Raw genomic sequence first — 14,543 nt, 5'->3', positions numbered from 1 at the left:
AACTACTATTATTTTTTTAGAGCAAAAGAGGAGTAGAATCCGTGCCAAAAAAATCTGCATTTCCATTTTTACTGACATTTATGTTTCTCGCGATGCTTGGCATTGGTCTTGTTATTCCGATTCTCCCTGAACTTTTAAAAGAATTTGGTGCTGGTGGAAAAGCAGCGGGTTATTTAGTGTCTGCCTTCGGTTTGTCACAGTTTTTATTTTCACCCATTGCTGGAGATTTCTCAGACAAATATGGGCGTAAGCCGATGATTGTCGTTGGATTATGTTTGTTCGCTATTTCTAACTTGTTGGCTGCGACTGCAAGTCTTTTTTGGCTTCTAATTGTTGCCCGATTCATTGGTGGAATGGGGGCAGCAGCCTTGGTTCCTTCCATTATGTCTTATGTAGTTGATATCACGACAGTAGAACAGAGGACTAGAGCTATGTCGTTTTTAGGCGCTTCCATGTCATCAGGTTTTATAATTGGCCCTGGTTTGGGAGGAATTCTTGCTGAATTTGGAACAAGGGCACCATTTTTCGCATCTTCAAGTATGGGTCTTTTGGCGATTATCTGTTGTGTTTTATTTTTGTCGGAATCTCGATCTGCTGAGGTTCGTCTTATAAGACAAGAATTGAGACCTAAGAGAGAAAATATTTTTCGTCAACTTGCACAGTCGGTTCACTCTCGTTATTTTATCTTATTGTTAATGATTTTTTCTCTTACGTTTGGACTTACACATTTTGAAGCGATATACCCGCTGTTCGTTACTCAGAGCTATGGATTTACAACTAGAGATATTTCCATTTTGATCATGGTTTGTTCCTTGCTTGCGACATTCAACCAAGTAATGTTAACTAACCGCCTTACACATAGGTTTGGAGAACAGCTAATTATTACTGGCATGCTCGCTCTATCGGCTTTTTCACTAGTATTCTTGCTATTTTCGGGGAATTTTTTTTATGTAATGGCAATAACAATGTTGTTTTTCACATTTAATAATATATTACGACCGACGATTAACACATTACTATCAAAGGAAGCGGGAGATGAGCAAGGATTTGTAGCGGGATTGAATAATGCCTATATGAGTCTGGGTGAAATATTTGGACCAGCGCTTGCAGGTGTTTTATTTGATATTCAAATCAACCTGCCTTATCTATTCGGAGCATTTGTGTTACTGGTTAGCAGTTTCGTATCAGTTAAGTGGGTAGGAAGTAAAAAGGGAGTAATTTTTAAAGAAAATAAAAGAGTAAATGATCAAGCATTATAGTATTTATACATCCGATGTAACAAAGGAAAAGAAATATATCCTATCATTATAGTTTTTAAAGATCAGCCGCATTTTCAATTGAAAATGCGGTTTTATTTATAGTCGGAAGTTTTTATAAAAAGATATGTATCACCTGTATCACTAAAGATTATGCATTTGTAAATTTTTTATTCAAATATGCATATCTATTTTTGTGAATTTTCTAATAAAAGATTGTTATAATAGTATTTTCTCTTTGGCATAGTTTTTGCATATATAAATGTTGTAAAAATAAAGGAGGGTAAGAAAGAGTTTATTTTTTTGCATTAACTGGTCTAACCGGTCTGATTACTGCGTGTCATTAAGGAGAGATTTGCTATGGCAATTGTAAGTGAAACGGTACAAAAATTTTTGTGTGATTTAATTCAAAATAAAAACCTGAAGCTAGGAGATCCGCTTCCTTCTGAACGAGAGTTAGCCAAATGGTTAGAAGTGAGCAGAACTTCAGTAAGGGAAGCATTGCAAACGCTTTCTGAGAAGGGGATTATTACAAAGCAAATAGGGAAGGGGGCTTTTGTAAAAAAGAATCCGTTTGTGGAAGATAGGGAGATTTCTAAGTCGTTAATGATGTCCATGGATGTTAACAACTCACTTGAGCTGTTGGAATTTCGTAAAGCTATTGAAGTGGAAATTGCTTATTTAGCAGCGAAAAGAATTCAGTCTTGCGACATACAAATTCTGGAAAAATCACTGATCGACCTGGAAGTATGTATCAAAATGGAATCCTCTATTGTTGTACCGGACCTTGTATTTCATGGAACATTGGCCCGCTCGATTAATAATGAAGTAATGATTCAAACGTACAATTCTATTTCTGATTTTTTTAAGAGAGTTCGAATCGAAATGGCTGTATATGATGATGTCCAAAATGCACTTTACTATCATCAACAAATATTAAATGCCATTAAAAATGGGGAGGCAGAAAGATCTTCTAAGCTGATGCGAGAACATATTGAAGATGTTCAACAACACTATCAAAATATGTTAAAACAGCTTCAAAATAGTTAGTGTACAGTTATATAAAATACGATTAAATGGGGGCCAGTGAAATGAAACAAGAAGATAATATAGGTAATGCTAAAATACAATCTGACCATGAATTTAAAAGGGTGCTTGGACTTCCTTCGCTTGTTTTTTTTGGATTAGCTTTTTTGGTCCCGACAACGATATTTGATATGTATGGAGTTGTTTCCAATTTAACACATGGAATGTTTTCTTTAACTCAAGCGATCACTGCTTTGGCAATGCTATTTACTGCTTACAGCTACGGCCGTATGGCATCTGCCTTTCCAATATCCGGTTCCGCCTATACCTATGTCCAAAAAGCCATGAATCCTTATGTAGGATTTTTGACAGGCTGGACTGTTATGATGGATTATCTTCTTGTGCCAATGCTATCCTATATTTTCGCCTCAAATTACATGGCCGCACTTTTTCCTGCTATACCTAAATGGGTATGGATTATCGGGTTTACCATTTTAGTGACAACCGTAAGTTATATCGGTATTAACGTAACGGCATGGGTTAACAATACAATTGTTCTTATTCAGCTTTCCATTGTGCTTATTGTCGTGTTTTTCTTAATTAAATATATTTCTGGCGGCGGCGGAGCCGGAACGTTTTTTGACTTGAATGCGTTTGTAAACTTAAGCGAAATCGCCAAACCAGATGTAGGCTGGAATGTAATTTTTGTAGGATCTTCCGTTCTAGTATTATCCTATTTCGGTTTTGATGCCGTAACGACCGTTGCTGAAGAAGCGATTAATCCCAAAGTGAATATTGCAAGAGCTGCCTTAATTATTTGTGGTGGTGTCGGGATATTGTTCGTTGCTGTCTCTTATTTAATGATGCTCGCTTGGCCAACTGCCTGGAGTGAATTTACTGATGTAAATGTTGGATCGCTTGAACTATTTAAAAAAATAGGGTTAGGCATTCTGGCTGTTATCTATCCGTTTTTTACGGTGATAGGAGCAATCGCCGGTCCATTGGCAGGACAGACTTCCTGCTCACGGATGCTGTATAAAATGGGACAAGAAAAGGTACTGCCAAAGAAATTTTTTGGATATATCAATCCCAAAACGGCGACTCCAACAAATAATATTTTATTAATTGGTGTTGTCAGTTTAAGTGCCTTGTTTTTTGATTTGACAACAGCGATTTCTCTTGTAAACTTCGGTGCTTTATTTGGATGTTTTCTTGTCAACTTATCTGTTATTTTTCATTATTTTGTGAAACAGAAAAGACGAAAAGGAGTAAACGTTCTCCTTTATCTAATCGCGCCGGCCATTGGTGCTTTTGCAATCTTGTTTTTCTTATATAAATTGGATGTATATGCAAAAACGGCAGGTCTAATTTGGTTAGCAATTGGTTTCATTTATCTTGCATTAAATACCAAGTTCTTTAAAAAACTCCCTCCAGAATTGAAACATGACTCAAATGAATATATTGAACAAGGGTGAAGAGATTGTGATTACATCTTATTGGCTAACTAATGTTCTCCTTGAAAGTGGATTTAGATACAAGGATAACGCAGTTGTAGAAACGATTACAGAAGTTTGTCATATTCGAATTGAGGACGGCATAATAAAGGAAATTGCTTCAGCCAACGACTTACCAGCTGACGATTTACCAAAGAAAGATGCAAAACGGTTTCTAATGCTCCCTTCTTTTAAAGATATGCACATCCATTTGGATAAAACATATTTTGGCGGTCCATGGAAAGCGTGTGCCCCATTTGTTGATGTTTTTGGACGTTTGGAAGAAGAAAAGGAACTGATTCCTCGCTTAGTTCCTGTCACAAAGGAGAGAGCGGAAAAGATCTTAGATCTCCTTTTGCAAAACGGGACAACCCATATCCGTGCACAAAGCAATGTTGACTCAATTAGTGGGCTTAAGAATCTAGAGGCAGTTCTGGAAGCTTTAGAATCCTATAATGGAAAACTCTCATATGAGCTTGTTGCGTTTCCGCAACATGGCCTATTACGCAGTGCATCAGTTGATTTAGTTCGGGAAGCTTTACTTAGGGGGGCAACTCATGTTGGAGGTGTTGATCCTGCAACGGTAGATGAAAATATTGAGGCATCCCTTGAAACGATGTTTGAGCTGGCGGTGGAAGCTGATGCTGGTGTAGATTTGCATTTACACGATCCAGGCCATCTGGGGATCTTTACGATGAAGCGATTGGCAAACCTTACCGAAAAAGCAGGCTGGCAGGGAAGAGTATCGATTGGCCATGCTTATGCTCTTGGTGATGTTTCTTCAGAGGTGGCAGAGGAAACAGCTGAAATATTGGCGAAAGCCGGTATTGCCATTGCTTCTTCCATGCCTATTGATGTTTCTGCACCTCCGATTCCTTTACTTCATCAAAAAGGAGTAAGCGTCTCACTTATCAATGATAATATTACCGATCATTGGGACCCGTTTGGGACAGGGGATGTACTTTATAAGGCTAGTTTAATGGCAGAACGATTCTCTTGGATTGACGAGCTATCATTGGCAAAGGCACTTTCGTTTATTACCGGTGGAAAAACACCTCTTAATTCAAATGGAACACGAGTATGGCCATTAGTAGGTGATCAAGCTGATGCTGTATTCGTTGAGGCGAGATGTTCTGCTGAAGCAATCGCAAGGAGAGCTAAACGCCATGCTGTAATATATAAAGGGAATTTTATTTTCGGATCCTTATAGTTGGACTCGAGATGGATCTAAAATATTCCAATTATCTTATGCCTATCGTCAAAACGTTCTGCATTTAATTATATGAAAAACTTAAGTAAAACTTAGTTTTTTTATATTTTTCTTATCATTATTCCTATGTTAGCATTTTACTATATGTATTAATTTGTAATATTGTATGGTTTAAGGATGGAAACACCTTGGAATCAAAAGTAGGGATCCCCTTTTTGGGTATCGAACCCTTCCGACTTTTTAACGAATAGTGGTAGGATTCAATGAAAGGCATTGTCTTTAGCAACTTCCTTTACGGGGCAGCTAAAGACAATGCCTTTTTCTTTAGCCGGATCTAAATAAAAAAAGATTTTTTAATTGAATAATAGTTTAATAGTAATTTCGATGAACATGGAGGAACGGTAAGATGGAGTTTTTTACAAGAGTAAATTCATTAGTCAACATGAAAGTAATCGGTGTTGGGGGCGGAGGGAATAACGCTGTTAACCGTATGATCGAGCATGGAGTTCAGGGTGTAGAATTTATTGCTGTTAATACAGATGCACAAGTTCTTAAATTATTAAAAGCAGAGACCAAGATACAAATCGGTGCAACCTTGACAAAAGGATTAGGATCAGGGGCAAATCCAGAAGTAGGTAAAAAAGCAGTTAAAGAAAGCAGGGGGCAGATCCAAGAAGTATTAAAAGGCACAGACATGGTATTTGTTACAGCCGGAATGGGTGGCGGTACAGGAACGGGTGCAGCCCCTGCTATAGCTCAAATTGCCCGTGATCTTGGCATACTGACCATTGGAATTGTAACTCTTCCATTTTCATTTGAGGGCCGTAAACGTGCAAAACAAGCGGCGACCGGCATCGCATTATTGAAGAAAGCAGTGGACACATTAATTGTTATTCCAAATGATCGCTTATTGGAGACTATACATAAGAATACACCCATAGTTAAAGCATTTAGAGAAGCGGATAATATTCTTCGGCAAAGTATCCAAGGTATTTCTGATTTAATAGCTGTACCTGGTCTAATTAACATTGATTTTGCTGATGTACAAACGATTATGTCCAATAAAGGAACTGCCTTTATTGGAATTGGAAGCGCAACAGGTAAAGACCGCGCTGTTGAAGCTGCAAAGAAAGCTATTTCCAGCCCGTTACTCGGTACTTCTATTGATGGAATTCAAGGTGTGCTAATGAAAGTTACAGGGGGCACAAATTTAAGTCTATATGAAGTACAAGAGGCTGCCAATATTGTTACTACTTCTGCAAGTTGCGAATTAAATATGATTTTCGGTTCTGTAATTAACGAAAACTTAAAAGATGAGATTATAGTAACCATCATTGCTACTGGCTTTAATAATCAGAAGGTTCCATTATAAAGAACATAGTAAAGATAATTTAAATATACGTAAATATTTCTTAACTAAATTTTCTTAATATTTTTTATAATTTTAAAAAACAAGCGTTTTTACTTATTTTTAAGTGCTATCAATGCTAGTAAAAGATGCTTTTAAGAGAATTTAAGGAGGATGTATTTTGAAATTCATCAATATTTTGGCGATCATTCCGTTCATTGGCCTGCTTGGAGGAGTTCCTTTTGTGAATAAAGTTAACCCTTATATTTTAGGATTACCTTTTTTTCTTTTTTGGATTTTATTATGGGTGGTTATCACATCGGGAATTATGGCGATTATATTTAAACTAGATCCTAAAAATAGGAGGGAAATGGAATAATGAATGCAGCACTTCTTATTATCATTGCTTCGATAATTTTCGCTCTAGCCATTGGTCTTCGAGCACGTAAAGGTAAAGATATGGACCTCGAACAATGGACAGTCGGAGGGCGTGGTTTTGGCACGGTTTTTATCTTTTTGTTAATGGCAGGTGAAACGTATTCCACGTTTACCTTTTTAGGAGGGAGCGGTTGGGCATATGGCAAAGGCGGCCCTACTTTTTATATTTTAATATATGGAACATTGGCATTGATTATGTCATATTGGTATATTCCTGCTATTTGGCGATATGCGAAAGAAAAGAAGCTAATGTCACAATCGGACTTCTTCGTAAGTAAGTATAATAGTCCATACTTAGGTGTCCTTGTGGCAATTGTAGGTGTAGCTGCTGTCATCCCCTATCTGGTCCTTCAATTGAAAGGTTTGGGAAGTATTGTTTCAGAGGCATCTTACGGAGCGATTTCGCCTACGCTGGCGATTTGGATTGCTGTTATTGTTATTACCATTTATGTGATGATCTCAGGAATCCATGGTTCTGCTTGGACAGCGGTTGTCAAAGATATTCTAATCTTAGGAGTTACCGTATTTTTAGGTATCTATTTACCGCTTCATTATTACGGCGGGTATCAGCCCATGTTTGAGGCAATCGATATAGCTAAGCCTGGTTTTTTAACTTTGCCTAGTCAGGGATTAAGCATATCATGGTTTATCTCTACGGTTTTACTGACTTCACTTGGTTTTTATATGTATCCGCATGCATTCGGTGCTATTTATGCAGGAAAAAGTGAAAAAACGTTCCGCAAAAATACAATCATTATGCCATTATATCAATTAATCTTACTCTTTGTGTTCTTTGCCGGTTTTGCCGCTATTCTTCAAATTCCCGGTTTGAAGGGGGATGAGGTTGATCTATCTTTATTACGCCTTGCTAAACATACTTTTGATCCGTGGGTAATGGGAGTGATTGGAGCTGCTGGGGTCCTTACTGCTTTGGTGCCTGGTTCAATGCTCTTAATGTCTGCATCTACACTATTGGCCAAAAATGTATATGGTGTATTTGTGCCTTCTGCGACGGATAAGCAGATTGTTAGTTTGGCTAAATATTTAGTACCTGTCGTTGCTCTTGTTTCATTATTTTTTACTTTTAAAAGTGGAACGATTGTCGCTTTATTATTAATGGGGTCTAGCATGGTTACACAGTTGTTTCCAGCTATGATTTTTAGCTTAATGAGGAATAATTTCGTAACGAAGCAAGGGGCATTCGCAGGAATCATCATGGGGGAAGCTACAGTAGCCTACATTTCCCTTTCAAAAACTACTATTGGAACTCTGGTTCCTTTACTTCCTCAGTGGGTGAAGGATATAAATGTTGGGATCATCGCACTTACTATAAATGTAATCGTTATGATGGTTGTAAGCGCAGTTACAAAGAATTATAGTGTTTCTAAAAAGAGGACTGAACAAGTTGCATCATGACAAGCTTTATAGTAAAAAACTAATTTAATTGATCTCTTAAAGAAATTACTTCGCCTTTGGAAGATCAAGGACGAAGGATTTTCTGAATATTGGGCAGTTTGGATTTTGTAAAGTATGTAAAGGAGAATATAAATGAAAAATCAATCCTTAAGCCAAAACCTTATTCATGCTAGTGAACGGGGAGAATATGATATTGTCGAACAGCTTTTAAAAGATGGTGCAAGTGTGGATTATAAAGATGCGGATGGCCGAACTGCTTTAATGGCAGCAACACAAAAAAATCAGGTTGCAATTGCAAAGCTATTAATTAAGGCTGGAAGTGATGTAAACACAAGAGATATTACCCAACTATCTCCGTTTATTTGCTCGGCTGCAAATGGTTTTCATGAAATCTTGCAATTGATGATTGATGTGGGTGCCGATCTAAAAAGCGTGAATCGATTTGGCGGAACCGCTTTATTGCCTTCGAGTGAAAAAGGATATTTGAAAACCGTACAAATTTGTTTGGATGCCGGAGTTCCGGTAAACCATGTCAACAATTTAGGCTGGTCGGCCCTTCTTGAGGCAGTTATTTTGGGGAATGGAGGCAGATTATATTCTGACATTATTCATTCCCTTGTAGATGCGGGGGCCGATGTTCATTTGGCCGATCGAAAAGGCAAGTCGTCCCTCAAACATGCTAAAGAGCTTAATCAGCAAAAAGTCGTAAACATTCTTACCATGGAATACGAAGAAAGTAATGATTCTATCAAAAAAGCAAAATCTTTAGCATTAATTGATAAATATGAAGATGCAATTTTGGAAATTAATAAAGGACTTGAATTCGATAGCACGAATCTTGACTTAATTTATTACAAAGGATATTTCCTGCAAGAATTAAAGAATTACCAAGCCGCTCTAACTGAATTCAATAAAGCACTAACGCTTGATCCAAAGGATCTAGACTTTTATTTTTACACCGCAAATTGTTTCAGACTAATGAAAGAACCGGAGCAAGCTCTTAATGAATATGATAAAGCATGTAATTTAGATCCGGACGGAACATTCTACCGCTATCATAAATCAAATTATTTAAGAGAGCTTGGAAGGCATATGGAAGCTGTAATTGAAATGGATAAGTTACTTGCTCTTCAGCCGCATAGATACGATTTTTCCTTTCATAAGGCCAATAGTCTAAGATCACTAGGAAAACATGAAGAAGCAATTGAAGCAATAGAGAATGCAATCGCAAATGATCCAGCCAATCCATTATATCATTTGCATAAAAGGCAATCTCTTGAATTGCTGGAACAAAAGTGAACAGGGGTAGGAAATAATAAATTAGAACACTCTCTCGTATTAAAAACCGCACAGCGAATAAACTGTGCGGTTTTTAAATTAGCTTAAGATATCAAACTAAAAAGTTAAGAATTTGGTAATGTTTTTTATATGGGGAGTTAAGTTCTGTTAGGTACAATCAATGTACGTCGACGAAATCATAAATCAGGAACACAAAAGAAATAATATTTTAGTGAGAAATGCAAAAAATGAATTAGGAGATGAAATTAATGATCAAGAAAGCAAAAATATTAACCCCTTTACTCGGATTGTCAATAGCATTAGCTGCGTGTAACACAAGTGCGCAAGCCAACGTAAGTAAACAAAAGAACGACACAAAAACAGAACAAACGAACATTCAATCCGAAAATAAACTGACTAAAGGCCAGAAAATGGCTAATATTCTTAGCAGTACAAATTGGCAAGGTACAAGAGTATACGACAAAAATCATCAAGATTTAACAAAAGAGAATGCAAACTTCATTGGTCTTGCGAAATATGATGCGAAATCAGGAAGATATGAATTTTTTGATGCTAGTACGGGTAAAAGTCGTGGCGATAAAGGAATTTTCTTTATCACCAATGATGGGAAGAAGAGAATATTAATTTCAGAATCGATGAAATACCAAGCGGTTGTTGACATGACAAAATTAAATAAAGATGTTTTTACTTATAAAAGAATGGGTAAAGATGCTAATGGAAACGATGTAGAGGTATTTGTTGAACATGTTCCATATAAAGAAAAAGAGCTTTCTTTTACTGACCCAGACAAGCAGTTGGATACCACTACAGGAGATATTGTTAAAAACGTTGATGGAGATAAAATTTTAGGTGGCACTCTGTGGCAGGGAACAAAGGTATTAGATGAAAACGGCAATGATGTAACGAAATATAATTCAAATTTTATAAGTCTGGCAAAATTTGATGATAAGACGAATAAATATGAGTTTTTCAATGCTGAAACAGGCAAAAGCCGCGGTGATTACGGCTACTTCGATGTTGTGCACGAAAATAAGATAAGAGCACATGTTTCAATTGGAGCTAATAAATATGGTGCCGCTCTTGAACTTACAGAACTTAATAAAAATAAATTTACTTATAAAAGAATTGGTAAGGACAAAGACGGCAAAGACATAACTATATTCGTTGAACATGAACCTTATAAAGGTGATTTTAAACCAAAATTTAGTTTTTAAAAGCAGCTAATATACAAATGGTTAGGAAATAATTGAATTAAAAACAAGGTTGTCTACAAACAGGTGACAACCTTGTTCCCTTTGCGGTAAATTTAAAAAAACTGTACCTCGGCAGGAGGCACTTTCATGTCCATTCGGTGGCGATTATTCATTTCACATACAACGATGCTAATCGTGACGCTAGTACTTTTCTTAATAAGCGCTTTGTTGATTCCAGTGGCAATTACAGGGGATATTAGAAGTATTAAAGATTTGTATACACGTCAATATGCGCTTAAGCCCTTAACAAAACCAGAGGAAAATGTATTTCTGGATGTAAAATATTTAGCGAAAAAACAACCAAATCAATTATTAAATGAGACCACACTTAAACAATTTGATCAAAAGTTAAATTCAGTTTCCTCTGGATTAATCATCCGTAAAGGAGAAAAAATTGTCCACTCTTCAAAAATTATAAATTCTATAAAGGATGAAAAAAAGCTTCCTTCTTTTGAACCGGAAAATATTAAAGTGAGAGACACGATCAGTATCGATCATCGATTTTTTTTATATGTAAAATTCGATTTTTATTTTCCGGATCAGGAAAAGGGCAGTGTTATTATTATGAGGGAAGTGAGCCCATTTGTTGAACTGTCGAGAAGCTTATTTCCATTAATATTCGGACTATTGTTTCTTTTACTAATTCTTGTAAATGGTCTATTAAGTTATTTTGTCTCCAAGAGTATTATAAAGCCGTTATTTTCTTTGAAAAACGCAACAGAACAAATGGGTGAAGGGAATCTAAATGTTAAGATTGAGTATGATAGACAGGATGAGATTGGTCAGCTTAATCATGCATTTGACAAAATGAGGACAAAACTAAAAGAATCCATTAAACTTCAGCTTCAGTATGAGGAAAACCGAAAGGAGTTAATTTCTAACATTTCACATGATTTAAAAACACCGATTACAGCGATCAAAGGGTATATTGAAGGAATCCAAGATGGTGTTGCAGAATCACAGGGGAAGACGGAGAGATATCTTTCAACCATCAAACGAAAAGCGACAGATATGGATCAATTAATTGACGATTTATTTCTATTTTCCAAACTGGATTTAAAAAAGATGCCCTTTTCATTTGAGGACATTGACATCATCCGTTATATCATCAATTTTGTTGAGGAAATAAGTTTTGATTTAGAGGAAAAGGAAATTAAGATTTTTGTTGAAAATAGGATAGAAAACGAAGTAAGGGTCATTGCCGACCGTGATAAGTTAAGAAGAGTATTGTCAAATATAATTAACAACTCCATAAAACATATGAAAAAGGCAGAAAAACAAATAGAGATTTATATTCAAGGTAAGGCGGATTTTGTAGAAATTGAAGTCCATGATAATGGTTCAGGAATTGAACAAGAGTCACTCCCTTATATTTTTGAACGTTTTTATCGTGTGGATACATCAAGAAATAAATCAACCGGCGGCAGCGGTCTTGGGCTTGCGATTGCAAAACAGATTATCACAGAGCATGATGGAGATATTTGGGTTAATAGTCATTTAGGTCGAGGTACAAGTATCTTTTTTACCCTGAAGAAGTCAAATTGAGTGGTGAATAAGTTGAAAAAAATATTAATTGTAGAAGATGATCTTGATATTGGTGAATTACAACAAGATTACCTTGAGATAAATGGTTATGATGTTGAATTACAAACCTCTGGTAAGGAAGGGTTAAAACGTGCATTAAATAAAGAGTACGATTTATTAATCATTGATATTATGCTCCCGGAAGTGGATGGCTTCGAAATTTGTAAACAAGTAAGAGCTGTAAAGAATATCCCCATTTTAATTGTCTCTGCCAAGAAGGAAGATATTGATAAAATAAGAGGCTTGGGACTTGGAGCGGATGATTATATTATTAAGCCATTCAGTCCAAGTGAGCTAGTTGCCAGAGTGAAGGCCCATTTGGCACGCTATGAGCGTTTAATTGGGAATATGGAAACTACAAAAAAGGAAATAAGAATCCGAGGGCTTGTCATCGACGAAATGGCTCGGAAGGTTTATGTGAATGATAAGAAGATATCTTTAACTGCGAAAGAATTTGATTTATTACTTTTCTTAGCCCAACACCCAAATCGGGTTTTTAGCAAAGAGGATCTATTCGAAAGCATTTGGGGACTGGATTCTTCAGGGGATATAACCACCATTACGGTGCATATAAGAAAAATCCGCGGTAAAATTGAAAAAGACCCATCCAACCCTCAATTTATCGAAACAGTTTGGGGCGCGGGTTATATGATGTCGGTTTAAACAAAGCTTGCTTTAATTTTTTTAAAATGTTAGATAGGATTTGATTATGACAATATTAAAACTTTTTATTTGTATGATGATATTTATTTTAGCAAGTTGTCAAGGTCCTAAAATATCTGAAAAAACATACGAAAAACGGATTGAAAAGCCGGATAGTATGAAAGAACAATTTTTTAAAGCCGTGGAAAAAGGAAATATAGCCGAGATTAATAACTTGTTAAACCAAGGGGTAAATATAAATAGTCAGGACCGTGTGGGAAGGACAGCGCTCATGATTGCTACCTATGCTAATGATATTGAAACAGTCAAAGCTTTAATTGAAAAGGGTGCAGATGTAAATATTCAGGATCATTTGAAAAATAATCCGTTCCTTTATGCTGGTGCAGAAGGGTATATTGGAATTTTAAAGCTAACGATAGAGGTGGGGGCCAATCCAAAGCTTCTTAACCGGTACGGCGGCACTGCCCTAATTCCAGCTTCTGAGCATGGATATGTAGATGTAATAAAAGAACTGCTAGAAAAAACAGAAATAGATGTTAACCATATTAATAATTTAGGCTGGACAGCTTTAATGGAAGCGATTGTTCTAAATGACGGCGGAAAAAAACAGCAGGAAGCTATAAAGCTATTAATAGAACATGGGGCTGATGTGAACATTCCGGATTCTAAAGGTGTCACACCGTTTCAACATGCAAACGAAAGAAACTTTGAAGAAATCGAAAAAATTCTCCTCCAAGCAGGTGCCAAAAGGTAGAATAAGTTGCCCTTTAAAATCACTTTCTTATATCCCTAAAGTATTATTGGGAAGAAGAAAGTGATTTATTTTCTCTTTCACGGAATTCTGTAGGAGATATTCCTACTATTCTGCGAAATAAGGTACTGAAATAGTGCTGGCTGCTGAATCCGGATTTCTCGGCAATTTCCGATATCGTCCAATTAATGTTCGTAATTAAAAATTGTTTGGCTGTTTGAATCCGAAATTGGATTAGATACTCGGAAAATGAGACCCCGACTTCTTCATGAAATTTCCGGCTCAAGTAGGTCGGATTAACATGCACCTGATTCGCAACAGTTAACAATGAGATCTTTTCATTGAATTTTTCATGAATCATCTTTAGTGAACTGTCTATAAGACTGGAATAACCCTTTTCTTGTTGTTTGTCTTTATATTTTGCTAATACACTTAATAATTCACTTTCGATAATAGGCTTGGTTAAGTAATCAACTACTCCGATTCGAATGGATTGTTGGGCAAAGTTGAAATTCTGACAGGCTGTCACCATAATAATGTCTACTTCCTGATTGATTTTCCGCAATTCTTCTCCGAATTCTAGTCCCGATTTTCCTGGAAGGTTTATATCTAAAAAAGCCAGTTGGATAGAAAAATTTCGATTAATCTCATGCGCCTGGTTTGCATCCGCTGCCTTGTAAATCTTCCATTTGGGACATTCTGATTGAAGCATATATTCCATTTGTTCCAATTCTAATGGCTCATCATCAACGATTAAAACATTCACTATCATCAGTCCCTTCATTATTTCACTAAATTTTAATCAA

13 protein-coding genes are annotated in these 14,543 nt (G+C 36.3%); 12 read left to right on the top strand and 1 reads right to left on the bottom strand.

Annotated elements, in window-relative coordinates; all coding sequences use genetic code 11:
* Positions 1-80 precede the first annotated feature (80 nt).
* The 12 genes from ACFQZ9_RS29945 to ACFQZ9_RS29890 all read left to right on the top strand — a co-directional run bounded on the left by ACFQZ9_RS29945 (position 81) and on the right by ACFQZ9_RS29890 (position 13,740).
* Positions 81-1,259 carry an MFS transporter gene (locus ACFQZ9_RS29945; protein WP_498947149.1) on the top strand — a complete coding sequence of 393 codons (1,179 nt, stop codon included), beginning with the start codon at positions 81-83 and terminating at the stop codon, positions 1,257-1,259.
* Between the two features lie 357 nt (positions 1,260-1,616).
* Positions 1,617-2,306 (top strand): FadR/GntR family transcriptional regulator, encoded by a 690-nt coding sequence (locus tag ACFQZ9_RS29940; RefSeq protein ID WP_498946974.1) that lies wholly within the window; start codon positions 1,617-1,619, stop codon positions 2,304-2,306.
* A 41-nt stretch (positions 2,307-2,347) separates the two neighbouring features.
* A complete protein-coding gene (locus ACFQZ9_RS29935) occupies positions 2,348-3,757 on the top strand; it encodes an APC family permease (RefSeq protein ID WP_498946973.1) in 1,410 nt (469 codons plus the stop codon).
* A 7-nt stretch (positions 3,758-3,764) separates the two neighbouring features.
* The gene (locus ACFQZ9_RS29930) at positions 3,765-4,985 is read left to right on the top strand and encodes an amidohydrolase (RefSeq protein WP_498946972.1); all 1,221 of its coding nucleotides are present in this window, start codon (positions 3,765-3,767) and stop codon (positions 4,983-4,985) included.
* A gap of 406 nt (positions 4,986-5,391) precedes the next feature.
* Complete coding sequence (gene ftsZ / locus ACFQZ9_RS29925) at positions 5,392-6,357, top strand: cell division protein FtsZ (protein WP_498946971.1); 966 nt, start codon at positions 5,392-5,394, stop codon at positions 6,355-6,357.
* Between the two features lie 157 nt (positions 6,358-6,514).
* A complete protein-coding gene (locus ACFQZ9_RS29920) occupies positions 6,515-6,712 on the top strand; it encodes a DUF3311 domain-containing protein (protein WP_498946970.1) in 198 nt (65 codons plus the stop codon).
* Positions 6,712-8,187 carry a sodium:solute symporter family protein gene (locus ACFQZ9_RS29915; RefSeq protein ID WP_498946969.1) on the top strand — a complete coding sequence of 492 codons (1,476 nt, stop codon included), beginning with the start codon at positions 6,712-6,714 and terminating at the stop codon, positions 8,185-8,187. Before ACFQZ9_RS29920 ends, ACFQZ9_RS29915 begins: the two co-directional genes overlap by 1 nt.
* A 132-nt stretch (positions 8,188-8,319) precedes the next feature.
* Positions 8,320-9,486 carry an ankyrin repeat domain-containing protein gene (locus ACFQZ9_RS29910; RefSeq protein WP_498946968.1) on the top strand — a complete coding sequence of 389 codons (1,167 nt, stop codon included), beginning with the start codon at positions 8,320-8,322 and terminating at the stop codon, positions 9,484-9,486.
* Between the two features lie 248 nt (positions 9,487-9,734).
* Positions 9,735-10,700, top strand: coding sequence for a DUF4822 domain-containing protein (locus ACFQZ9_RS29905; RefSeq protein ID WP_498946967.1), 966 nt, complete (start codon positions 9,735-9,737; stop codon positions 10,698-10,700).
* Positions 10,701-10,826: 126 nt separating this feature from the next.
* Positions 10,827-12,284 carry a sensor histidine kinase gene (locus ACFQZ9_RS29900; protein ID WP_498946966.1) on the top strand — a complete coding sequence of 486 codons (1,458 nt, stop codon included), beginning with the start codon at positions 10,827-10,829 and terminating at the stop codon, positions 12,282-12,284.
* Positions 12,285-12,287: 3 nt separating this feature from the next.
* Positions 12,288-12,986 (top strand): response regulator transcription factor, encoded by a 699-nt coding sequence (locus ACFQZ9_RS29895; protein WP_498947148.1) that lies wholly within the window; start codon positions 12,288-12,290, stop codon positions 12,984-12,986.
* A 46-nt stretch (positions 12,987-13,032) separates the two neighbouring features.
* Positions 13,033-13,740, top strand: coding sequence for an ankyrin repeat domain-containing protein (locus tag ACFQZ9_RS29890; RefSeq protein WP_498946965.1), 708 nt, complete (start codon positions 13,033-13,035; stop codon positions 13,738-13,740).
* A 43-nt stretch (positions 13,741-13,783) separates the two neighbouring features.
* Here ACFQZ9_RS29890 and ACFQZ9_RS29885 read toward each other — a convergent pair whose 3' ends face one another.
* Positions 13,784-14,509: an AraC family transcriptional regulator gene (locus tag ACFQZ9_RS29885; protein WP_498946964.1), complete on the bottom strand. Its 726-nt coding sequence runs from the start codon at positions 14,507-14,509 to the stop codon at positions 13,784-13,786.
* Positions 14,510-14,543 lie beyond the last annotated feature (34 nt).

The organism is Neobacillus sp. GCM10027624, from assembly GCF_042675345.1.
In the GTDB taxonomy this organism is placed as follows: Bacteria; Bacillota; Bacilli; order Bacillales; family Cytobacillaceae; genus Neobacillus; species Neobacillus cucumis_D.
The sequence above is the reverse complement of the archived record's forward strand: the minus strand, read 5'-3'. Positions and strand labels throughout refer to the sequence as shown.